The 23,279-nt window shown below is 54.6% G+C and carries 19 protein-coding genes; 13 read left to right on the forward strand and 6 right to left on the reverse strand.

The features are described from left to right. Positions 1-15: 15 nt before the first annotated feature. The 4 genes from ACR02O_RS11365 to rpiA all read right to left on the reverse strand — a co-directional run bounded on the left by ACR02O_RS11365 (position 16) and on the right by rpiA (position 5,026). Positions 16-429 (reverse strand): bacteriohemerythrin, encoded by a 414-nt coding sequence (locus tag ACR02O_RS11365; RefSeq protein ID WP_026601064.1) that lies wholly within the window; start codon positions 427-429, stop codon positions 16-18. A gap of 25 nt (positions 430-454) precedes the next feature. Then, entirely contained in the window at positions 455-2,332 is a 1,878-nt protein-coding gene (locus ACR02O_RS11370; protein WP_458137189.1) for a methyl-accepting chemotaxis protein, read from the reverse strand. Between the two features lie 134 nt (positions 2,333-2,466). Then, positions 2,467-4,140, reverse strand: coding sequence for a formate--tetrahydrofolate ligase (locus tag ACR02O_RS11375; RefSeq protein ID WP_101051902.1), 1,674 nt, complete (start codon positions 4,138-4,140; stop codon positions 2,467-2,469). Positions 4,141-4,348: 208 nt separating this feature from the next. Continuing rightward, on the reverse strand, positions 4,349-5,026 hold the full coding sequence (rpiA, locus tag ACR02O_RS11380) for a ribose-5-phosphate isomerase RpiA (RefSeq protein ID WP_458137190.1): 678 nt from the start codon (positions 5,024-5,026) through the stop codon (positions 4,349-4,351). 190 nt (positions 5,027-5,216) lie between these two features. Between rpiA and ilvA the strand changes: the two genes are divergently transcribed. From ilvA to ACR02O_RS11445, 13 genes are all read left to right on the forward strand, one after another. After that, entirely contained in the window at positions 5,217-6,755 is a 1,539-nt protein-coding gene (gene ilvA / locus ACR02O_RS11385; RefSeq protein ID WP_458137191.1) for a threonine ammonia-lyase, biosynthetic, read from the forward strand. A gap of 626 nt (positions 6,756-7,381) precedes the next feature. After that, a complete protein-coding gene (locus ACR02O_RS11390) occupies positions 7,382-9,205 on the forward strand; it encodes a secretin GspD/PilQ domain-containing protein (RefSeq protein WP_494523411.1) in 1,824 nt (607 codons plus the stop codon). Between the two features lie 116 nt (positions 9,206-9,321). Next, complete coding sequence (locus tag ACR02O_RS11395) at positions 9,322-9,753, forward strand: tetratricopeptide repeat protein (RefSeq protein WP_165385944.1); 432 nt, start codon at positions 9,322-9,324, stop codon at positions 9,751-9,753. Between the two features lie 32 nt (positions 9,754-9,785). Continuing rightward, the gene (locus ACR02O_RS11400) at positions 9,786-9,989 is read left to right on the forward strand and encodes a hypothetical protein (RefSeq protein WP_201799028.1); all 204 of its coding nucleotides are present in this window, start codon (positions 9,786-9,788) and stop codon (positions 9,987-9,989) included. Positions 9,990-10,249: 260 nt separating this feature from the next. Continuing rightward, positions 10,250-11,176 carry a type II secretion system protein gene (locus ACR02O_RS11405; RefSeq protein WP_101051906.1) on the forward strand — a complete coding sequence of 309 codons (927 nt, stop codon included), beginning with the start codon at positions 10,250-10,252 and terminating at the stop codon, positions 11,174-11,176. Between the two features lie 455 nt (positions 11,177-11,631). Next, positions 11,632-13,374, forward strand: a complete 1,743-nt coding sequence (locus ACR02O_RS11410) for a PglL family O-oligosaccharyltransferase (RefSeq protein ID WP_494523412.1) — start codon at positions 11,632-11,634, stop codon at positions 13,372-13,374. 132 nt (positions 13,375-13,506) lie between these two features. Further along, entirely contained in the window at positions 13,507-14,184 is a 678-nt protein-coding gene (locus ACR02O_RS11415) for a prepilin-type N-terminal cleavage/methylation domain-containing protein (protein ID WP_494523413.1), read from the forward strand. Further along, entirely contained in the window at positions 14,181-15,374 is a 1,194-nt protein-coding gene (locus ACR02O_RS11420) for a type II secretion system protein (RefSeq protein ID WP_033156647.1), read from the forward strand. The genes ACR02O_RS11415 and ACR02O_RS11420 overlap by 4 nt, the downstream gene beginning before the upstream one ends. A 288-nt stretch (positions 15,375-15,662) precedes the next feature. Then, positions 15,663-17,477: a hypothetical protein gene (locus ACR02O_RS11425; protein WP_033156646.1), complete on the forward strand. Its 1,815-nt coding sequence runs from the start codon at positions 15,663-15,665 to the stop codon at positions 17,475-17,477. After that, a complete protein-coding gene (locus ACR02O_RS11430; RefSeq protein WP_205454007.1) occupies positions 17,455-18,180 on the forward strand; it encodes a hypothetical protein in 726 nt (241 codons plus the stop codon). Before ACR02O_RS11425 ends, ACR02O_RS11430 begins: the two co-directional genes overlap by 23 nt. A gap of 4 nt (positions 18,181-18,184) precedes the next feature. Then, positions 18,185-19,837: a GspE/PulE family protein gene (locus tag ACR02O_RS11435; RefSeq protein ID WP_033156644.1), complete on the forward strand. Its 1,653-nt coding sequence runs from the start codon at positions 18,185-18,187 to the stop codon at positions 19,835-19,837. 1 nt (position 19,838) lies between these two features. Next, positions 19,839-21,062, forward strand: coding sequence for a type II secretion system F family protein (locus ACR02O_RS11440; protein ID WP_494523414.1), 1,224 nt, complete (start codon positions 19,839-19,841; stop codon positions 21,060-21,062). Further along, positions 21,063-21,512, forward strand: a complete 450-nt coding sequence (locus ACR02O_RS11445; protein WP_026601048.1) for a hypothetical protein — start codon at positions 21,063-21,065, stop codon at positions 21,510-21,512. Positions 21,513-21,530: 18 nt separating this feature from the next. Here the strand turns inward: ACR02O_RS11445 and ACR02O_RS11450 are convergent, their stop codons facing one another. Beyond that, positions 21,531-22,175 (reverse strand): response regulator transcription factor, encoded by a 645-nt coding sequence (locus ACR02O_RS11450; protein WP_494523467.1) that lies wholly within the window; start codon positions 22,173-22,175, stop codon positions 21,531-21,533. 216 nt (positions 22,176-22,391) lie between these two features. Further along, positions 22,392-23,276 (reverse strand): fructosamine kinase family protein, encoded by an 885-nt coding sequence (locus ACR02O_RS11455; protein WP_494523415.1) that lies wholly within the window; start codon positions 23,274-23,276, stop codon positions 22,392-22,394. Positions 23,277-23,279 lie beyond the last annotated feature (3 nt).

A 23,279-nucleotide genomic window follows, 5' to 3' on the forward strand; every position in this document is an offset into this window, starting at 1 on the left:
AATGAACTCTTTGGTTCAATATAGTGACTTGCCGGATTTCTGCTCCTGTTGGCTGGCGAAGTAGGCATTAATCGCTGCGTCTTCCGCCACTATATGAGCAATCCAGTCGTGCATGAAGCCCGGCACATCAAGTGCCTCCAGTTGTTGTTGCTGGTTGATGTCATTACTAAACTCCACCAATTTTTCCAGCATCAGATTATGCGTTTGCACATGATGTTGATATTCCGGATAACCGTTTTGCTTCATGAAGACTTCTTCAGCTTGAAAATGTTCCCTGACATGGTGGTACAGCAACATGATGTTCTCGGTTAGCGCGTGAATATCCTTCGAAGCTAGCAGTCGGTTTGCCAGACGGAATAATTCTTTGTGTTGTTGATCAACCTTTTCGTTTCCGAGCAGATAATGATTTTCCCAAACGAATTGGTTCATGTAGTTACCGTAATATCTTTTCGTGTTATTGCATCTTAAAAAAGCCGACTTCCCGCATTAGCGTTTGGCTTTGATCGTTTAACTCTTCCGCGGTGGCGGCCAATTGCTCTGAAGCTGCCGCGTTATGCTGAATCGCCGTGTCCAACTGTCCTACCGCTTGACTGATTTGCCGGACGCCGGCAGCCTGTTCGTCGGATGCGGTAGCTATTTCCTGTACAAGCGTAGCGGTTTTTTGAATGCTGGGCAGCATTTGGCTGAAGATACGGCCGGCGTTTAGGGCGATGTCCAGGCCGGTATTGGCTAGTTCGCCGATTTCGTTGGCGGTATCCTGGCTGCGGGTTGCCAACTTTCGCACCTCGGTCGCTACCACCGAGAAACCGGCGCCGTGTTCGCCCGCTTTGGCGGCGACGATCGAAGCGTTTAATGACAGCAAGTTGGTTTGGTAGGCAATCGCTTCGATTAGGCCGATTTTTTCGGCGATTTTGTTCATCGCCTCCACGGTGTCTCTGATCGCTTGTTCACCGCTTTGCGCCGATTCGGCGGCGGTAAGCGCTATTTTTTCCGTAGTCTGGGCATTCTCGTGGTTGTGTTCCACCGACCCGGTCAATTGTTCCAGTGCGGCGCTGGTTTGTTCGATACTGGCCGCTTGTTCGCAGCTGCTTTGACTGAGTGTTTGCGCGGCATTATTGACTTCAGTAGAGGCTTGAGCGATTTGCGCCGAACAGCTGCCGATAGTGCCGATTACATCGGCCAGACGTTTTTGCATGGTCAACATTGCGGCAAAAATGCCGACATGTTGCTCCGCTTGCGGCATGCCGCGCCGTTCCAGTTTCCCGGCGGCGATATTGACCGCCAGATTATTGACCTGCCACGGTTCTCCGCCCAACTGAGCGGCTATGTCCTTACGCAGTATCCAAAATAGCGAAAAAGACAACCCCGCTACCACAATAATAAACACGCCGTTGAACAACAATCGGCGACTGGCGCTGTTTTCAATCGCCTTGGACGAGTCTATGGTGTCTTTGGCGATATAGTTTTCCACGTCTTTCAACAGATTGATCTTGCCGGTTTGCATGGCAAACCAGTGGGCCGGGTCTACCCCAAAACCGCCTTTATCGGCATTGCTCAGAGCTTTGCTGCGCATCGCCGCCGTTTCGTCAATAAACTGTCCGCGCAACGTGTGTTGTAAAAAATCCAGGTACTGCTGGGGGGCGACAGAGGCGAAAATATCCAGATAAGTATTCTGAAAAGCGATCAGGGTCACCAGTTTTTCATACATGCCGGGGCCAAAAGCGTCCTTGGCAAAAGTGTTCGCCAACACGGCCCGCTCCACGCCCGCTTGCTCCTTGCCTTTCAGAAAATTGGCATAGGCATCCAGCTTGTGATTGATTTCTACATTGGTGCTCAATTGCGGCAACTGGGCGATGATGGCCAGATAGGCGGCATTTAGATTGGAATAGTAATTGATGGTAACTTCGCCGCTGGCGCTTAAAGCGGTGACCGACTGGCGAGTCTCGTCGAGTTGGTCGATTTGCCGGTCTACCGCAGCCAAACCAGCCGCCAGATTGGTGGCGGCGGCTTTGGTGTCGAATGCTTTGAGAAAAGCATTCAGTTGTTTCAGTTTTTCGTCGGTGGCTAAGCGTTGTTGCTCCAGTTCTTGTTTAAATTTCTGGCCGCCACTACCCAAATGCCCGACCGACAAGCCGCGTTCTTTTTGTAATTCATGCACCAGATCGCTGGCGTACACGGAAAAGTTGGCTAAGGAGATAATCTTTGCCGCTGACTGCATCTCCACAATATGGGTGTAGACCACGAAGGAGGCCATTAGCAGTAAGCCTGCTAAGGGTATCAGCGATAGGGCCGCTATTTTGTGGCTGAATTTAACGGTTTTCAGGTCAAGCATGTCCACTCCCGGCGACTATTCATATGCTCAAGCATAGTCCAGGGTGCTTATACCTGCTACGTGTAAGGTTGAAGGAAACGGGCCGATTGCATTGCAAAAAATTCGAACAATCGACCCAATTTGCCTAGCGATATTTAGAACAAACCGCTGATCACGCCGTCGTCGCTAATATCGATACGCTCGGCGGCCGGTACTTTGGGTAAGCCGGGCATCGTCATCATGTCACCGGCAATCGCCACGATGAAGCCGGCGCCGTTAGCCAGACGTACTTCATTGATTTCCACCGTATGGTCGGACGGCGCGCCCTTGGCATTGGGGTTGGTGGAAAACGACATTTGGGTTTTCGCCATGCAGACCGGGAAATGACCGTAGTTGGCTTGCAGCGCCTTCAACTCGGCGCGAATTTTCGGGCTGGCGCTGATGTTTGCCGCGCCGTATAGCTTGGTGGCGATGGCTTCGATCTTATTCCACAGCGGCAGTTCGCTGTCGTAAACGTAGCTAAAGCCGGGTTCGCGATGATCGACGATGTTCAGTATCTCCTGAGCCAGCTGTTCCGCGCCGGCACCTCCGTGGGCCCAGTGCTTGGCGACTACGCATTTCACGCCCAACGCTTCGCATTTCTGCTGCAACAAGGCAATTTCGGCGTCGGTGTCGAAGGTGAAATGATTGATACTGACCACGCAGGGCAGGCCGTAATGCTGGGTAATGTTATGCAGATGGCGCTCCAGATTGGCAAAACCTTGTTCCAGTGCCGCCAGGTTTTCCTGGTTCAAATCGTCTTTAGCCACGCCGCCGTGGAATTTCAAAGCGCGTACCGTGGCGACCAATACCACCGCCGAGGGCTTTAAACCCGACATCCGGCATTTGATGTCCAGAAATTTTTCCGCGCCCAAGTCGGCACCAAAGCCGGCTTCGGTGACCGCATAATCGGCCAGCTTCAACGCGGTTTTGGTGGCGGTGACGGTGTTGCAACCGTGGGCGATGTTGGCAAACGGGCCACCATGAATAATCGCCAGATTGTTTTCCAGGGTTTGCACCAGGTTGGGTTTGATCGCGTCTTTTAAGATCGCCGCCATCGCGCCATGCGCTTTCAGATCGCTGGCGTAAACCGGCGTGACTTTGTCGGATTTGTAGCCTATGACGATGCGGCCCAAACGCTCTTTCAAATCGGCGCGGCTGGTCGCCAGACACAGAATCGCCATCACTTCCGAGGCGACGACGATGTCGAAGCCGTCTTCGCGCAAATAGCCGTTGGCCGGCCCGCCTTGGCCTATGGTGATTTTGCGCAACGCCCGGTCGTTCATGTCGATTACCCGCTTCCATTGGATGCGGCGCGGGTCGATGTCCAGTTTGTTGCCGTGATTGATATGGTTATCAATCAACGCCGACAATAAATTGTGCGCCACACCGATGGCGTGAAAGTCGCCGGTAAAATGCAGATTGATGTCTTCCATCGGCACTACTTGCGAGTAACCGCCGCCGGCCGCGCCGCCTTTTACACCGAAGCAAGGGCCCAGCGAAGGTTCGCGCAGGCAGATAATGGTTTTTTTACCCAACCTGTTCAAGGCATCGCCTAGACCTACCGTGGTGGTGGTTTTACCTTCGCCGGCCGGCGTAGGGCTGATGGCGGTGACTAAAATCAGTTTGCCGTCGGTTTTATCGGTCAGGCTGTTGACATATTCCAGGGAAATCTTGGCTTTGTAATGACCGTAAGGGTCCAGATGTGCGGCGGGAATGCCGAATTTTTCGCCGGCCAAATCAATAATCGGGCGCATGCTTGCCTGTTGGGCAATTTCAATGTCAGACATGGTAGTTCCTAAAATACTCTGAGAAATGTGGCAATAAAGCAGAGCAGCCGGCGGCTGCGATGGGCGGATATTGTAGAGTTCTAAGGCTGGGGCAGCCAGAAATTTAATGGGGAAAAGCCGGCAAGGCTTTACGGGTAAGGCGCTGCCGGCTTTTCGGCGACTGAGGTCGTCGCGCCGGACAACCTATCGCAATAAAGGGTAACGCTGTTTAGTAAGTAATGACTTCGCTGCCTTTACCGACCAAAACCACATCCGCGTCGCGGATCGCAAACAGACCGTTGGTGATCACGCCGGGGATATTGTTGATGGTTTTTTCCAACTCGATAGGGTCCAGGATGCTCAAATTATGCACGTCCAGAATCTCGCAACCGTTGTCGGTGATGTAGCTGGCGCCGGTATCTTTGTTCATGCGTAATTCAGGTTGGCCGCCCAATTTAGCCAATTGGCGAGCCACGAAGCTGCGCGACAAGGGCAATACTTCGACGGGCAACGGAAACTTGCCCATCACGTCCACGCACTTGCTTTCGTCAACGATGCAGACAAATTTTTTGCTGGCGCCGGCGATGATTTTCTCGCGGGTCAACGCGCCGCCGCCGCCTTTCAACATTTTTTTATGCGGCGTGACTTCGTCCGCGCCGTCTACGTAAATGTCCAGATCGCCGGATTGATTCAGTTCGATGACGCGAATGCCGATGGATTGCAAATGTTCGGTGGTTTTCGCCGAGCTGGATACAGCGCCTTCGATGTCTCTTTTGAAATCGCAGTCGGCCAACAAATTAATTAAATGGGTGACGGTGGAGCCGGTACCCATGCCGATGATGGGTACGTTTTTCAAATAGTGCAGCGCAGCCTGAGCGACTTGTTTTTTTAATTCGTCTTGAGTCATGGTGATGGTCCTGATGGATTACTCTTATAAATCTGACACGGCGTTTAACCCGTCATTGTATGGGATAATAACCGATTGACGCTGATCTCTCAGCTGTTTTTACGCCGAACCGACTCCAGGCAGCCTCGCCTAAACAACCCCGGAACCCACGCATGGACGGCAAGTGCGCCAGCAGTTGCCGAGGACAATAATGCAGACATACATAGAAAAGATATTGCGGGCAAAAGTCTACGACGTTGCCGAGGAAACCCCATTGGATTTTGCCGCTACGCTGTCGGAGAAAATCAACAACAAGGTGTATCTGAAACGCGAAGATTTACAGCCGGTATTCTCGTTTAAATTGCGCGGTGCCTATAACAAAATCGCCTCCCTGACACCGGAACAAACCGCGCACGGCGTCATCGCCGCGTCGGCCGGCAATCATGCGCAAGGTGTGGCCTTGGCGGCCAAAAAACTGGGCATCAAAGCCCTGATCGTGATGCCGAAAACCACGCCGGAAATCAAGATCAAATCAGTAAAGGCACGCGGCGCGAAAATCGTGCTGCACGGCGACTCCTACGACGATGCTTATGCCCATGCCATGGAATTGGTCGCGGAAAAAGGCATGACGTTTATCCATCCTTACGACGACCCGGAAGTGATAGCCGGGCAGGGAACAGTAGGCATGGAAATTCTGCGCCAACACAACGGCGATATTCACGCGATATTCGTTCCGGTCGGCGGTGGCGGACTGGTGGCCGGTATCGCCGCTTACGTCAAATTCGTGCGCCCGGATATTAAAGTCATTGCAGTGGAGCCCGACGACGCCGATTGTTTGAATCAAGCTTTAAAAGCCGGCCAGCGGGTGATATTGGAGCAGGTCGGTTTGTTTGCCGACGGCGTGGCCGTCAAGCAGGTTGGCGAGGAACCGTTCCGCATCGCCCGTGAGCACGTCGATCAGGTCATCACCGTCAGTACCGACGAGATTTGCGCGGCGATTAAAGACATCTTTGACGATACCCGCTCGGTCGCCGAGCCGGCCGGCGCCCTGGCGGTGGCGGGTTTGAAAAAATACGCCGAACAACACCATCTACAACAACACACCCTGATTGCCATCGACAGCGGTGCCAATATCAATTTCGACCGCTTGCGCTATGTCGCCGAGCGCACGCTGGTAGGCGAGCATAGAGAAATTCTGCTGGCCGTCGAAATACCGGAAGTGCCGGGCAGTTTTTTGCGATTTTGCAAAGTCATCGGCAAGCGCAGCATCACCGAGTTCAATTATCGCTATTTCGACGCGCGCATGGCGCAAGTGTTTGTAGGGATCAGCAGCAGCGGCGCGGAAAATGACCGCCAGCATCTGATCGAGCAATTGACCGTAGACGGTTTTTCGGTCACCGATATGACCGGCAACGAACTGGCCAAGGATCATATCCGTTATATGGTTGGAGGGCATGCGCCATTCGAGTTGAAGGAGAGCGTCTACAGCATCCAGTTTCCCGAGCGTCCCGGCGCGCTGCTGAAGTTTTTGTTGTCGCTGGGTAGCCAGTGGAATATCAGTTTGTTTCATTACCGCAATCATGGCGCCGCCTTCGGTAAAGTGTTGATAGGCTTGCAGATTGACGGTGAGCAACGCGGGCGTTTTGAACAATGTTTGTCGGTTTTAGGACTTGCCTATCGGGATGAGACCGGTAATCCAGCCTATCGACTGTTTGTGGGCGGTAGCGAATCTGCTGACATCGGCTGCTAAGCTTTTCCACTCCCGTTTAGCTTCCCAATCTTAGGGTCTATTTAAAAAATCTCCCCCAGCCCCTCTTTTTCAAAGAGGGGCGAGTAACTTCGCAATTCGGTGCACTCAGAATTGCCGGGCCTTATTTCCCACTAAATCCTTAAACCCGAAAAGCCAGGTGCTTGATGTCCTTAAGTGCTTCGGCAAATTATTCCGCCAAAATTCTTAACGCCCGGAATTATTGGCACATATTTCGGGATTTACTCCTAACGACAACTGGGAATTCACCAACATACAATGCGCGCCATTTTGTGCTATGGCGATTTGAATATAAAGATGCTTCTGTCAGACCCAAAAAAACGTCGTTCCCGCCAGGATGGGGGTAGCCAGAGCCATGGAGGGCACGCTTCGACTTATCCATGCGGTTTGGGCTCGGCTAAGGACAGCGTGATCAGCGGTTTTTCCAACATGGCGGAAGCATCTTTATATTCAAATTTTAAACAGCCTGCTGATACGAAAACGACAAGCGGCTTGGGGCTAATACGTCCGGGCGCGCCAAAGTTTTCGATAAGTGCAAAACATGAATTATCAAGTTACTGAGGCTGTAATTGAAAATCGTAAAACTAAGGCGCGTCAAGGTGTTTTGCATGCTCATGCTTTTGTCGGCAGGCTTTACCGTGCGCGCTGCCGCTAAGTCTTTCGAAATTCAGGAGTTGGAGTTCAAAAACTCGCAGGTCTCCGACATCATCCGCGTACTGTCTGAAGACGCCAACGTCAATATCGTCGCCACGCCGGAAGCCGGCAAAAAGAACGTCACTATTTTTTTAAAAAAAGTCAGCTTGGAAGACGCGATCCGCACGATTTGCCGCATCAGCGATCTTTGGTATCGCCAGGATAATGGCGATGCCGGTACCTTTAGACTGATGACCAAGGAAGAGTACAGCAAAGATCTGGTGATGGGCCAAGACGACAATGTGCGCGTGTTTCAATTGCGCAACCCCAATGTCATGGCGGTGGCTATGGCTATCGAAAGTCTGTATGGAAATCGGGTGCGAGTGTCTTACGGCAACGCGATGATGTTGAGCGGCATGGGCAGCATGAACGGGCGTGGCGGCAACGGCCGTAGCGGCGGTTTCGGCAATAACCGCGGCATGGGCAATACCGGCTTCGGTGGCGGCATGGGTGGTTTTGGCGGCGGTTTCGGTGGTGGATTTCAAGGCGGCTTTGGCGGTGGCAGCGCCGGCAATATGTACGGCGGACGTAACAACCGTTTTTCCGGCGGCATGGGCAATCAAGGCGCAGCCGGTGGTCGCTACGGCAACTTGCAACAAGGTTTTCGCGAAGAAGTACCCAAGGATTTAAGCGTCGAACAACTCGCGGAACTCGGCGCCGACGGCAAACGTGTCGATCCCGGCGAACTGTCTGAGGTGTCCGGCATCAACAAAGTGATATACGTCACCATCAACGCTGAACACAACCAGCTGATCGTCAAGACCAGCGACAATGCCATTCTTAAATCCATTTCCAGCCTGGTCGAACAGCTCGACAAGCCGCAAAACCAGGTGATGCTGGAAATGAAGATTATCGACGTCAAGGTTGGCGAAGACTTTAGCTCTTTGTTCAACTTCGAAATCAAAAATACCAAGATTCAAGGCGATAGCCTCAATCCTTTGATCATGGGTGGTGCAGCGGCCATGACCGGCGGCGGCAGTTTTGTTTACGAATTTCTTAGTGATAAGGTTAAGGCCAATATCGAATTTTTGGAGAAGAACAACCGCGTCAACGTGGTTTCCAATCCCATGCTGGTGGCGTCCAATCATCGCCCGGCTAACCTGTTCATAGGAGAGGAACGCATCATGGTGCGTGGCTATTCCATCGATAACATTGATAACCTGAATACCACCCGTACCATTTCCACCCCGGAAACCGAGTTAAAGGAAATTGGCACCACTCTGGAAGTCACCCCGCACATCAATGCCGACGGTACTATCCACATCCAGCTCAGGCAGGAAAACTCAACACTAAACGAGAGAGCCGCATCCATTCCGGTAACAAATAGCACGGGTGGAGTCGTGGTTGAATTACCGGTGGATACCGTTACTACGGCCCGCATGGAAGGCGAAATTTTTGCTAGGCACGGCTATACCGTCGCGGTGGGTGGTTTGATTCGCGACAGATTTTCTCGTGAAAGACGTAAGGTACCCTACCTTGCTGACATACCGCTGCTCGGTAACATTTTTAGACAAACTACCGACGCCGACAGTAAATCGGAAATGGTGCTGTTGATTACGCCCTATGTGCTGAACCAAGGCAACGACAGCCACCAAGAATACGATCCCACAGACAAATACCACCGCTACGCGCCGGATACCGCCATGCAAGCCAAGCCGGTGCCCAAACCGGAAAATCCCGACGAGCCGGTGTGCGGCGAGTTTTGCGCGCCGCCGCGCTTAGGGGTGACAGAACAATGAGTCACAACCATGTTAAAACGCGGCGCGGAGTGACCATGCTAAGCCCCTTGTTGTTCTGGTCCCTACGGTCCTCCCTGGGAAGCCCTATTCGCCCGCATGCGTTCCCACGCAGGAGCATGGGAACGAGAGTATTCAGTCTGGCGCTGGCCGCAATGTGTTGCAGCGCGTGCCAGCCAGCTTTCATCGGCCATGACTCGGAAGCGACCGTAGCCAATGAAAACTGCTACGCCTACCGCAACGGCGACAAATTGCGCAAAATCAATTTTGCCCAGGCCTTCGATTGGTGCCATCGTGCCGCCAATTTTGGCGATGCCAACAGCGAAGCCCTGCTGGGAGAACTGTATTACCTGGGGCTGGGAGGCCCACAAGACATGACGCTGGCGGCGCGCTGGTTCGAAAAAGCCGCTCGTCAAGGCCACGCCCACGCCCAATACATGCTGTACCGGGTCTATGCCACCAGTCCCAATCTGGAACAACAGGAAAAAGCCGATTACTGGCTGAATCAGGCCCGCCATAGCGGTTACAAATTGGCCTTACCTGCGCAATGAACACGCTTGAATTGAATGAGGGAGAAATAGAGATGATGAGAAACCATAAGCACATGCAAGCCCAACCCGTCAAAAGCAAGCTGATGGAATTGCTTGATGAAGTATTGCAGCACGATGGCTTCGGCGAAATCCGCGTCGAAGTCAAAATTCTCAAGCGTCAGCAAAAAGAAGTGATTCTGCACTGCGGCAAACAATACCGCTTCGTGGTGGATAGCAGCTTACCAGGCCAAGCCTGATGCTTGCGGTTCGCACGGTCCGAGTGGACGGCGGGAGATTCGGAATAGGGTCGCTTTAGCCTTATCAATTCCCCTCTTTGGCAAAGAGGGGCCGGGGGAGATTGCCCACTGGGGACGAGGAATATAAAGAATTCAGGACTAATCCGCGCACGGACGCGCATAACAAAACGAGTGTGATGGGGTCACATCAAACAACCAAAAAATAAGATGACCAACAGGCTGCGTGAGGCAGTTGCGGCATTTACATTTGAGAAAACAGTATGAAAGGCAAACAACTGAAAAGACTGCAACACAGACAAGCGGGTTTTACCTTACTGGAACTGCTGGTGGTTATCACGCTGATCGCTACCTTGGCGACTGCGGCGTTGGTGGCGTATGACGGTATCGGCGACAGCGCGCAAGCGACTGCCGCTTCTAATAGCACTTCTACCGCTGACGGCGCGATTCGTAACTACCGCGCGGTGACTCAACGTTTCCCTGATCAATGGGATAACTTGGTAACCACTGGTGGTGTCAGCCCTGGCTTCTTGTCTGAAAGGACTGCTCAGCGCTTTGCCAACTGGGCGGTACCAACTTCGGCCACACCGTTTGGTCAAGCTTTAAACACCGCGATGGCGGCAGTTGGAATTACGGAAATACAGCAACGGACCACTGCAACACCGACGACTGGTGTAGAACCTAACTTGCAACACAATGAAGGCGCCACCAACAATAACGGTGACGCCGCAGAGAACGACTGGGCCGCCGTAGCTAACGTCGCCATCCTGCCAACCTTTGGTACTGCGGCTTGTCAGGTCAACACAGTTGCACTGGGCGCTAAGCTAGACGGTACCGCTATGGCGGCTACGGACGGTGATCGTCAAAACGTCATCAACGACTCACTGGAAAGCGACCAATGCAACTTGGTAATTGCTCTGGGCTTTGGTCACGATGCCGCACATAGCACCAGCAATTCTTCTGTGGCTATTTCGACCGCGCCGACTTTCGTGAGCCAAAACATCAATCCTGCAACCACTTATGCTCGTTACATCGCCTTGTTCCACGTCGGTCAAGATGGCGCGAATGGGGGGGCCGAGGATAACAACATCGTTGCTGGTGAGTTGTTCACCAAACCCCGTCTGCTGGCGGTGGTTGACACCGAAGGCCGTATGATCGACGAAAACATCGCCGCTCAAAATCCTAACTAAGTTTAGCTAGGTACGCCGGTTCCCACGGCCCGCCGTGGGAATCCCTGCTAGCTCTGGGCTTTGTTGCAGAGTTTAGAGCTAGCAGGTACCGGGCCTATCGCCATTTCGGACGGTCGCATTTGGATCAGGTTGGCAGTGCAAATGGCAGCCTTTAGGCATTGCCGGGTGTAAGCGTCACAGCCAATTATTAAACACCACCTCGGGAGAGATTGCCCGAGTCCGGAGGCACCGGATGGCGACGGCGTTTTACCGCTCGGCAATCTGGATTTCGCTAGTCGTAAGTGCTCGAAGTGCAGCCCTGGCGGAATGGCGGCCTATTTTCCGGCCCGTAATCCCGTTCGCCTCAATGCCCTTGAGGATACTGAGCAAGGCCGAAGGACGAATGCTTATGCCCAAGGACGTAAGAGCCGCTCATGCTTCGAAAAGCGCAACACAACCAAAACCGACAACAAACGATGAAATCGCTCTACTTCTCCAAACTTCCACCGCTCAGCCTGTTGCTATTAGGCTTGCTGCCGATTTTGCCTTGGCTGGCGCCCTGGCATTTACAGCCGGTAATCACCTTTCATCTGGAATGGCTGGCGCTAGCCGGCGGATTGCTGGCTTGTGCGGCGGCATTGCCAGGCTTGTGGCGTAGCGAGCATTTGCAGCTGCCGCGCACGCTGTGGTTGCCTTTAACGCTGGCCGCCTATCTGGCTTTACAAACCACATTGTTGCCACAAGTCGTCGTACCCCATGCCTATATGGGGATCGCTTATTTGGCTTGGGCTGCGCTGATGATGGTTTTGATGGCTCATTTGCGGCAACAGTTTGGTGGCGAACGGGTCGGCGGCTGGCTGGCTGGTGGTTTGGTAACGGCTGCCGCGCTGGTGGCCTGGCGTGAGCTATTCGGGCGGTTATCCGGGGAAATCGGCGACTGGGGCGGCGTAGGCCAAGCCAACAACTACGGCGATTTCTTGGCCTTGGGCAGTGTGTCTTTACTGTACTGGCATGCGCTTGGTCGGCTACCTCGGTGGGTATTTGCTTTCTGCGGGTTTAGCCTGATGCTGGGCTTGAGCCTGACGCCTTCTCGCAGCGTTTTATTGTATTGGCTAGCCATCTTTGTCATCGCGTGGCGCTACCGTTCCGCCTGGTTGAAACCCATTGGTTTAGGCCTTTTCGGCTATCTGGCCTTGCAGGGTTTGTGGTCGCTGGGGGTGTTGCCAGATGCGCAACTCAGCTCGGCGGAACGCATGCTGCAACCAACCAGCGGCGCGTCGCCGCGCTGGCATATCTGGCAAGTGGCCTGGCACTTGTTTTTGCAGCAGCCCTTGCTGGGCCAAGGGTTCGGGCAATTCGATACTGCGTACTTTCAAGCTGGTCAATATATTCCGGCACTCCCCACCTACATCGAACACGCGCACAACTTGATTTTGCACTTGTTGGCCGAACTGGGTTTATTACCGGTATTGCTGCTGTTGTTGGCTATCAGCCGCTGGATTCGTCCGGTGTTGGCCGTGGGCGAGGGAACAACGCAGCAAGCGTTTAAGACTTGGCTGATGTTGTTGGCGGCAATTTTGGGCATTCACAGCATGTTGGAATACCCGCTGTGGTATGCGCCGTTTTTAGGGGTTGCCGCGATGGTACTGGGCTTGGGTGATGAGTTGAGCCGGCCGATAGCCTGGAAAAAAACCGGCACGGTTATCGCCGGCTTCTGCATTGCTGCCGCCGCGTCCGTGGCGGTTGTACATGAAGCTCATTATCTGCGCATGGAATTGGCCTTGTTAGCGACGGTGGCGCAACCCTCTCAGCAACGCTCCGATCATCTGGTGGATGTTTGTCAAAAAGCGGTGACGCAAGCGCCGCTGCTCGAACCTTATGTGCCGATGATTTTTACCTTTACCGGCCAACCCGATGATTTGGCGATGCGTCCGCAACTGACCGTGTTGGCGGATGTTGCCGTGCGTTTTGTGCCCGCCAACAATTTAGTGTACCGGCTGGCGCTGCTGCAAGCCCTGAACGGCGATCAGCAAGCATCCAAAAGCACGCTGAGCCGGGCCTTGGCGGCATATCCGAATGATGCATCGAAGTTTATCGTCGACATTTTCCATCTCAAAGGCGCGGACAGTGCCAAGGTTAATTTCATGTTGCCGATGCTGGCATCCACGCTGGGTGCAAAAGTGGTCACTAGCAGCGGTGAGCCTGCTAAGCAACTTTGAGTGAGATGTTTGATTGGGTGCCGATCCCGGCGTGGCGCTAACTTAATGCCAGCGAATCGAAAACGAGAGCTGGCTAAGTTTTTAATTTTCACAAGCAAGTAAATGAGGTGTTTATTGTTTGTTCTTAGCGGGATGTTGCGGTCCGTCGCCTGGCGCGATGTTGCCGCCGTGCGTTCCAAAACCGTGAAAATTCGGTCGCAAGCCGGTTTTACCCTACTGGAATTATTGGCGGTGATTGCGCTGATGGCAGTAGTAGCCGGGACGGCGGTGCTGGCTTACGAAGGCGTGCAGGATCAAGGCCGCCAAGATGCTACCCGGTTTGAAATCGCGGAAATCCGCAATGCGTTGTTGCAGTTTCGCCGCGATAGCGGTAGCAACGATTTGCCGGGGCAGGGGGTTTATGTCTGCGAGGACCCGGCAAACGCCGGCAAAATCAACCCGGATTTAGTCAATTTACCTTCCGAAGCGGGCACTACCGACGCCGCAAAACTGGCCTGGTGCGAATCGCCGGCCAATTTCTGGATGCTGTTTGCGGATCCTTTGGGCAACGGCTGGAATCCGGATACCCGCCGCGGTTGGAACGGCCCGTATTTGCAACGTAAAAGCGCTCTGATGAGTTATGCCGGTGTCGATAATTTGTGGGTGTTCACCGATGCCTATCAAGCCAATTACCTCATGCTGGATTTGGATGACGCCGACAAAGCCCGGCTGGTCAGCCTGGGTCCGGATAAAACCGACGATAACCCAACGCCCGGCACTTGCCAGCTGGCCGGCGGTGGTGACGATACCGCGCTGTGTTTGTTGAGATGAACTTATTGATCGAAATCGCCAAAAACGCCAAAGCGCAGGCTATCACGCTCCGCCGTGGGAATCGATGCCAGCTTTTGGGCACAGCGAGTAGGGTGGATAAGCGCAGCGCATCCACCGCATGCAAACCTATCCCGGTGGATGCGCTGCGCTTATCCACCCTACCTGCGGTCGGTTCGATACATCACAAATCCGAGCGCGGCTTTACCCTGCTGGAAATGTTGCTGGTGATTTTTTTGATGGCACTGGTGGCGTCCACCGGTCTGATGCTGACCGAGGGCGTGGAAGATCAAGCTAAATACGACGAAACCAAACGCCGGATGGAACTGATCCGTAAAGCCATCGTCGGCGACCCGACTCGCACCGTGAACGGCGCGCCGGAGCTTAGCGGCTTCGTGGCCGATATGGGGCGCTTGCCCTTATGTTTGGCGGAGTTATTGAGGCTCGGTGACGAGGTGCTTCCCGCCACCGTTCCGAAAACCTTTGAATCGCCGTGCGACGACACCGAAATCGTTAGCGATTGGCATTTGGATCAAGACACCGGTGTCGGCATGGGCTGGCGCGGCCCCTATTTACAGGTTATCCCGGAATCCGGCGGCGGCCTGCGTTTTAGAGACGGCTATGGCAACGAGGGCGCGAATGCGGCCGCTGATGCGCTGGATTCAGGCTGGGATTACAGCGTAACCGCAGCGACCGCCAGTTTAGCTAGCGAAGGCATGGATTTAGCTGTTGCCACCGATGACGTGGCCGCGCCGCAACTGATTGTCAGCGCCGATTGGCAGGTGCCATTACCGGCGGCAGTGAGTGTGACGTTTGAGAATCAAAGTGGGGCACCATTGCCAACGCCCAACCCAGTTAATTTGGTGTTGCGCCTTTATTTATCCGATTTGACGGATTACATCGATTCGGACGAAGGAACCCCTGATTACTTGGTTTTGACAAAGGAATCAGTATTGGGGAGCAGTCAAAAAACCGAGAGCTTTAAGTTGAGCACGCCGCCACTTTTGCCTATCGGACAACGCGGGTATGCAATCATTTGCCACGAAGTACCGTCTGGTGACCCGGATAACTACCGAATTTTCGACGGCGATTGTGTGGCCGAAAATCCAGTTCCGGCTGTAAGCAACATCCGCAGTTTCAGTGTCTTACCCCGCCAGACACTGAATTTGGCCCTAAATTGGATCATTCCATGAGTCCACTTTGTCCGAATCGGTCCCGCCATGTGCTCTCACTGCGGGCCGTCACTGCCAATACGCTAAGGAAAAAGCCCCTTCTCCCCCTGGGAGAAGGTTGGGATGAGGGGATCAAAATATCGCTTCTTCCTTTATTTATTCCCCTCACCCTAACCCTCTCCCTGGGGGAGAGGGAATCTCCTGCTGTTAACTTAATGGCAGCGATCGAGGATCGTCGGGGCGCCAAGCGGCAGCGCCGAAAATGCCACAGTCCGGAAACCGCTAAAAAATCTCTAATGCCAAGCCTCCATGAAATTTAACCGTTTTATCCCTTTTGCTATCCCGTCGCAGTTATTAGTCTGCGAGACCGACGGTTTTTCCTTGCGCGCCGCCGTGCTGCGCCGTGCCGATCAGGATATGGAATTGCTGTATCAGGCAAACACCGAGCAGGTGGATATGGCCGAAGGCCTGAGCGATGTGTTGACTACGCTAAAAAGCCAGGGTTGGCAGGGCGGCGGTTCGGCGATTCTGTTGTCGCCGGCGGTGTTTTCCACGCTGGTGGAGTTACCGGTCAATCCTCGCAAACCCCGGCCGTTGTTGCAGATGTTGGAGCTGGCGCGCTGGGAAGCCGAGCCACTGTTGCTGCAGCACGTTACCCGCTGGTCGGTGGGGCATTTATTGGTGGGCCAAGGTTATATGACCGAGGAACAGGCCCGGGCGGTGATGGATTTGCAGCAAGGCAAATCCAGGGCCGGCGGTGGCTTGGCGTTGGCCGAGCAGTTTTCCTTGCGGCGTTTCGGCGATCTGGCGGTGGAGTTGGGCTACATCAAGCGCAGTCAGCTCAATGCTTGCTTGACTGGGCAGGAATGGCTGAAAGCCGCTGACGAGGCGATCGAAGTGGGCTGGGCGGCGCAGAGCGCGGTGGAAGATATACCCGGCACTTTCAATTGGCTGATTAGTTGCGTGCACCAAAGTTTGTTGCAGCGCTGGTCGGACGCTTTTGCGCGGCAGGGTTTGAAATTGCAAACCATGTATCCCTTGACCGGTTGCAGCGCGGCCTTATTGCCCCCGACAGAAACCCAAGCGGTGCTGCTGGAGACTCAACCCGGTTTGGGGTTTAGCACGCGGATAGCCGCTGACGGGATTACGGCCTTGCGCCACTATTTGAATCTGCACAAAGCGCCGCTGGATATTTGCCTGGAAAGCTACCACGCGCTGCATGCGCCGCCGCGCGAGCCGGTGTGGTTGGCTAGTTGGCCGCCGGCACCCGAGCTGGCCGCTAATTTGGAACACATGCTGGAACTGGACTTGCACCCGCTAACCCATGCTGTCGTTGGCGATAAGGTCTCGCCGGGCATGGCCGGAGCGGCTTACCACGCCCTGGGCTTGGCCGAAGCGGAGCGTTGCGTGGGGGTGCGCTTGGGCGGCCCGTTGCCGGCACTGCGTGATCGCTTGGAGGTGCGGGCCGCGGCGCTGGTGCTGCTGCTATTGGTGGTGGTCGGCGTGGCCGAGCTGTCCTTGTGGGCGCGCAAAAGCAGCGTTGAGAGCTACAAGCAGCAGGTGGATACCAGCTGGCAAAGTATCGATGAGGCTATTAAGCGCATCAATGCCCAAGCGGCTGAAATCGCCCAGATCAAGGACAAGATAAAGAGTTTGCGCACCGAACAGTCGCGTCTGGAAAATCTGGCCCGCTTCTACGACGAAGATATTCCGGAGCGCATGGATTTGGTCAAAGGTGTGTTGGGTATGCTGCAAACGCTGGTTGACAATGAGGTGGTGATCGAGCGTTTGGATGAGCCGGACAAGTCGGCATTAAAACCGGCCGCGGCGCCGAACGCGGCTCCGCCCAATCCTATCGACGCCAAACGCATCGAAGCGGAAAACCTGGTGCTGGAAGCCTGGGCGCTCAGCGACAGCGCGGCGCAGACCTTTATCAAACGGGTGGGTGATGCCGCCGCCCGCTGGGATTTGCAGGTTCGCGAGCCCAAAGTGACTTTCGGCAAAGGACCGCTGCAGAGCAACGGCTTCAGTATTTCCTTGCGGCTGGTCAAATTGGCCGAGCCGGACGGCAAAATCATTCGTTTATCCAATCCAAACCCCCATGAAACTACCCCCTTTGAGTAAGCGCGAACAATGGTTATCGGCCTTGGCTATCGGCGTGATCGTCATCGGCGGATACGCCTGGTTGCGCTGGGTGCCGGCCAACCGGGAAATCGGCCAATTGCAACAAACGGCGGAAGCCACCGATAAGCGCCTGCGTACCGCCGAGATCCCGGAAGAACCGGATGAGGACATCGAGCGTTTGAAGAGCCAATTAGCGGAACAAGAGCGTTTGCTGGCGGCTATCAAGGAGCAGTCGGACAGTGTGGAAAAACATCTGGCGCCGGACGACTCGCAGTTTCTGATCGTGAATATTTCCAAAGTGGCGCGCGATGCGCAGATTCATGTGCGCGCCAACGAGGTTTTCAAAGCGGCGGTAAGCAACAATGCCGCGCCGGTTGCGGCGGCACCGGCAACCACCAAGAAAAGCCGGAAAAACAAACCGGCGACGGTGACGCCGGCCGCTGCCGCTGCGCCCATCGCTGCGGTGATTCCGCCGTTGAGTGCTGGTTGGGTGGCGCGCATGTCGCCGGGGTCGTTGTTGGAAAGACCGTTGCGGCGCCTGGAGGTGGAGGGCACCTATCTGGCTTTGAACCGGTTTATTCACGATTTGGATCGGCTGCCGTTTCAAGTGGCGGTGCTGCGTATCAGCGTCGAGCGCATGCCGGCGTTGGCCATGCCCGGCTATCCGCAATCTTTGTTGGCCGAAGTGATTTTGGCGTTGTAAGCGTATGGCTATCAATGACGAACATCTCTTGGAAGCCGGTGTGCGCTGTGGCTTGATTGAAGCTGCGCAATTGGAACGCCTGCGTCTGGAAGCCCGCCGGCAACGCTTGAGTTTGCTAAGCATGGTTCAGGCCCATTATCGTTTTCCCTTATCGGCCTTGCACCGGGCGGTGGCCGAGCAATACGGTGTGCAGTATGTCGATCTGGATACGCTACAGGTGGAAAACACCTTGTTAAAAAAAATTCCGCCCAGTCTGGTACAGCGCAAATTGCTGTTGCCGGTGAGTGATGGTGAACAGGTGTTACTGATCTGCGGCGATCCGGGCGACCGGGGTGGCATCGATTCGGTGCAACGCTTGTTGGGGCAGGTATTGCCGCTGGCAATGGCCGATCTGGCTTTATTGCAATTAAAGGTAAAGCAGGCATTGGCCGGAAAATCGGCGCCGGAACAAAGCGGCGCTGTGACAGCGGAGACCGATACCGATTTGGTGGCGATGCTGGACGGTATTATCCGCGAAGCCTATTTTTACCGGGCCTCGGACATTCACTTATTGCCGGATGCGCAAGGTCTGCGGGTTCGTTTGCGGGTGGACGGCAAATTGCGCGACTTTCCGTTGGTCGCCAACGCCGGCGCGGCGGCTGCTTTGGTGTCGCGGGTCAAGGTGCTGGCCGGCTTGGATATAGCCGAACAGCGCATGCCGCAAGACGGCGGTTTTTCTTATCATTTGCCTAAGCCTATTGATAAGGGCTTTAACATTCGGGTGGCGACGGCGCCGACCCGGCTGGGCGAACGGATGACGCTGCGGCTGCTCGGCCAAGAGGCGTTCGGCTTGACGCTGGCCGATTTGGGCATGATGGAAGACGACTTACAGCATTTTCGCAAGGTGATCCACCGCCCCTATGGCATGGTGCTGCTGACCGGTCCGACCGGGAGTGGTAAATCGACCACCTTGTTCGCCGCGCTCCAGGAAATCAACCGCGCCGACATCAACATCATGACCGTGGAGAACCCGATCGAATATGTGATGCACGGGGTTTCTCAATTGCAGACCGGGCCGAAAGTCAGCTTTGCTGACGCCCTGCGCTCGTTTTTGCGGCACGATCCGGATGTGCTGATGGTAGGCGAGATTCGCGACCCGGAAACCGCCGATGTGGCGGTAAAAGCGGCCATGACCGGGCATTTGGTGTTTTCGACGCTGCACACCAACAACGCGGTGAGCGCTGTCACGCGCTTGATCGACATCGGTTGCGAACCGTTCCTGATCGGTTCCACGGTGGCGGCGGTTATTGCCCAGCGTTTGGTGCGCCGCTTATGCGGGCATTGCCGCAAATCACGCTTGGCGACGCCAGCCGAGCTGGCGGAACTGGGGCGGGATGACGATGCCGTGCAGATTTACGAACCGGGCGGTTGCGTGATCTGCCAGGGCAGCGGTTTTCGCGGCCGGCTGGGATTGTTCGAAACCCTGTGGCTGGATGAAACTCTGGCACGCTTGGTGGCGCGCGGTACCGATGAGGAAACCTTGGAAGCCAGTGCCGGCGAGCGGCTGAGTTTTATGTGGGAGGACGGCTGCCGTAAAGTGCTGTTGGGCATGACTACGTTGGACGAGTTACGCGATGTGGCGGTCCACAAAACCCGCGGTATGCGCGGCGTAAACTGAGATGGGGGAATTTGTTTACACCGCCTTGGACGAGCGCGGCAACGAGATTGGCGGCAGGCTGCAAGCCGACGATATGGGTAATGCCGCATCGCAATTGCGCCAACGCGGCTTGCGAGTGTTGGCGTTGCGGCAGGGGCGCGGCAGCAGCGGTTTTTTCGGCCAGGCCAATTTCACGGACTGGTTGGCCTCGCAACGTTCGGTAACGAACACGGCGTTGATTTTCTTTTTCCGGCAAATGAGTTTTATGCTGCGTGCAGGTCTACCGGTTGCGCAGGCACTGGAACTGGCTCAGGCGCAATTGACCAATCCGCGCTTGAATTTGACTTTACGCCTGATGCTGAAAGACATTCGGGTCGGCCAATCACTGTCCTCGGCAATGAGTAAGCACAAGGCGGTGTTTCCGGAAATGGCGATCAATTTGGTGGTTGCCGGAGAAACTACAGGCGATTTGGACCAAATCATGGAAAGGTTGGCGATACACCTGGATAAAAAAGCCGCGCTGCGGGCGCAGACCATCAACGCGATGATTTATCCGGCGATTGTGCTGCTGGCGGCAATCGGCGTTGGCATTTTCATGGTGGTAAAAATCATCCCCAAATTTAGTAAATTCTTGATGGGCAAAGGGAAGGCCTTGCCACCATCCACCCAGTTGCTGGTTGATGTGTCCGACTCCGTGCGTCAGCATGGCCTGTGGCTGGCCGGCGGCGCGGCGGCTTTGCTGCTGCTGGTCATAGTGATTTATCAAACCCGTAACGGCCGTTTGTGGCTAGACCGGCTGTTGCTGCGGTTGCCGGTGATCGGCTCGCTGCTGGTGACCGGTTCGATGGCGCAGATGAACTGGGCTTTGTCGATTCTGCTGCGCAGCGGTGTCACCGTGTTCGAAGCATTGAAAATCACCGCGAATCTGCTGGGCAACCGGGTTTATGTCGATCAGTTGCTGGCCGCGTCCAACCAAATTTTAGAGGGCCGAGACATTGCGCGCAGTATCGATCATCCGCGCATCCCACCGCTGGTGGTGCAGATGGTCGCTGTGGGCGAGGGTACCGGGGCGCTGGATGAGGTGTTACAGGAACTGGGAATTTATTACGAAAAGCTGTTGGAAATTGCGATCAAGCGTCTGTCGGCCTTGATCGAGCCGGTGATGATATTGGTCATCGGCTCGATGGTGGGCTTTGTCTATTATGCATTTTTTCAAGCCTTATTCTCTTTGGTATCGGGGCAGTAAATGAGTTTGTCGAATTTAATCAAGCCGACTGTCGGCCTTGTTTTGTCAATGACGGCATTGGCCGCGCATGCCCTGGAAACACCGGCTACGCCGCTGCCGTCGACTCCCTCGGCGCCGAAGCAGTTGCGCGATCCTTTCACGCCCAGCGAGCTGATGTACGAAACGGCTGGTGCGCAGGGCGGCACAACGGCCGGCGCTTACGGGTTTTTGCCGAATCAAGAAACCATGAAGGTGCCTAACCTCAAACTACGCGGTTTGTTGAATCCGTCCGGCAAGGCGTTTATTGCCCTATTGGAAGTCAGCGGTGTGGGTACTTTCATGGTTCGCGAGGGTGATGAATTCAATTTCGACCCCTCGCAACCCAAGAACGCAATCCGCGTCAGTAAAATTACCCGCCTCAGCGTGACCGTTGAAACCGGTACGCTAGGTTCGATCAGGGTGTTGCGCTGATCTGCTTTAAGATACGGTTTAGTTATTGAGTATGTTTAGGTTGACGGCGATATGCGCCAATTCGGTGGTGGTCTGCACGTGCAGTTTTTTCTTGATTTGCGTCGCGTAGTTGGCGATGGTTTTATTGCCCAAACACAGGTGAATGGAAATTTTCGAGACCGTCAGGCCTTGGGCCAGTAGCCGGAAAATATCGAACTCGCGCGGCGAGAATGCATCTATCAGCGCTTGATACTGCGCATTGGCGGAAGGCTCGTCCGCGGGTTTAAGCAGGCCGGGTTCCGTAAAACCTTTACCTTGCATAATGCTTTCTATCGCCGGCAACAACAGATTTGGCGCCATGTTTTTAGTGATGTACCCTTGCGCGCCGGCATCCAAGGCACGCCGTACGTAAACTTGTTCGTGATAGATGCTGTATACCAAAATCCGCGCATCAGCATCCCGTGCGACTATTCGGCGAATGGTTTCCAGACCGCCGATTCCCGGCATGGATAGATCCATGACCACCAGATCCGGCTTGGACTCGCCATAAAGCTGAATGGCTTGTTCGCCGCGTTCCGCTTCGGCGATGACTTCGACATTGCCGCTAACCGACAATAGCATGCGAAAACCTGCGCGTACCACGGCATGGTCGTCGACTAACAATATTTTTAGGGTGTTGCTCATGGCAGCGGTGGAATGGGTTGGTGTCATAAATTTCGAAACGCGGCTCTGGATATAAGCTGATGTTTCGGCCTTAAAATTGACGGCTATTATCCGGGAGGAAATTCCTGGATTGATGCGGGAAAAATTCTTTTTATGAGCTGGGAAAATGCAGGAGGGGGAATTGCAACTGGCTATGTCAATGTATCGCTTTGGTTGGCCATTCGGCGCTGGACGCGATTAGTTCAATTCGGCCAATAACTGAGCGATCATGCTGTTGGCCTGGTTCAAGTAACCGCTGCCGAACAGATTAAGATGGTTAAGGATATGGTAAAGGTTGTAAAGGGTTTTACGGGTTTTGTAGCCAGGGTCCAGCGGATATTCGGCTTGATAAGCCGCATAAAAATCGCGGCTGAAGCCGCCGAATAATTCGGTCATGGCCAGGTCGGCTTCGCGGTCGCCGTAATAGCAAGCCGGGTCGAAGATTATCGGTTGTCCTTGGTTGTCTGCGGCAGCATTGCCGCCCCACAAGTCGCCGTGCAGCAAGGATGGGTGAGGGCGGTAATCGCTAAAAAAATCGCCAATTCTTTCCAGCAGTTTTCCCCCTTGGCTCTGCAGCGCTCCGCGATAACCGTTGGCGGCGGCAAACTGTAATTGTTTGCCCAGGCGTTGTTGCTGCCAAAAACTGACCCAATCGTCGTGTCTGGCGTTATGTTGCGGGGTGGAGCCTATGGTGTTATCGATGGGCCAGCCGAAATAGGCTTGCGGCCGTTGGTGCAGCAAGGCCAGTTGTTCGCCGAATAAGCTGGCGCTGCGGCTATGCAACGCGCCCAATTCGATGAATTCCAGCACCAGATAAGTGTGTTGTTGACATTCGCCAAAGCAAATCACCTTGGGCACGCGCACCGCGCCAATGTCCGCCAATTCGCGTAAACCGGCCGCTTCCGCTACAAACATCTCCGCCAGGCTCGCCCGGTTTAATTTGATAAACCAGTCGATATTGGCGGCTTGCAGCCGGTAAGCGCTATTGATGTCGCCACCGCCGATAGTGCTGAGGCGGTGGTTGTTAAGAGACTGGCCGGTTTGGGTTTCGAGATGGCTAACTAAGGGTTGCAGCGCGGCCATGGT

It is taken from the genome of Methylomonas sp. PHL2-19 (assembly GCF_059331595.1).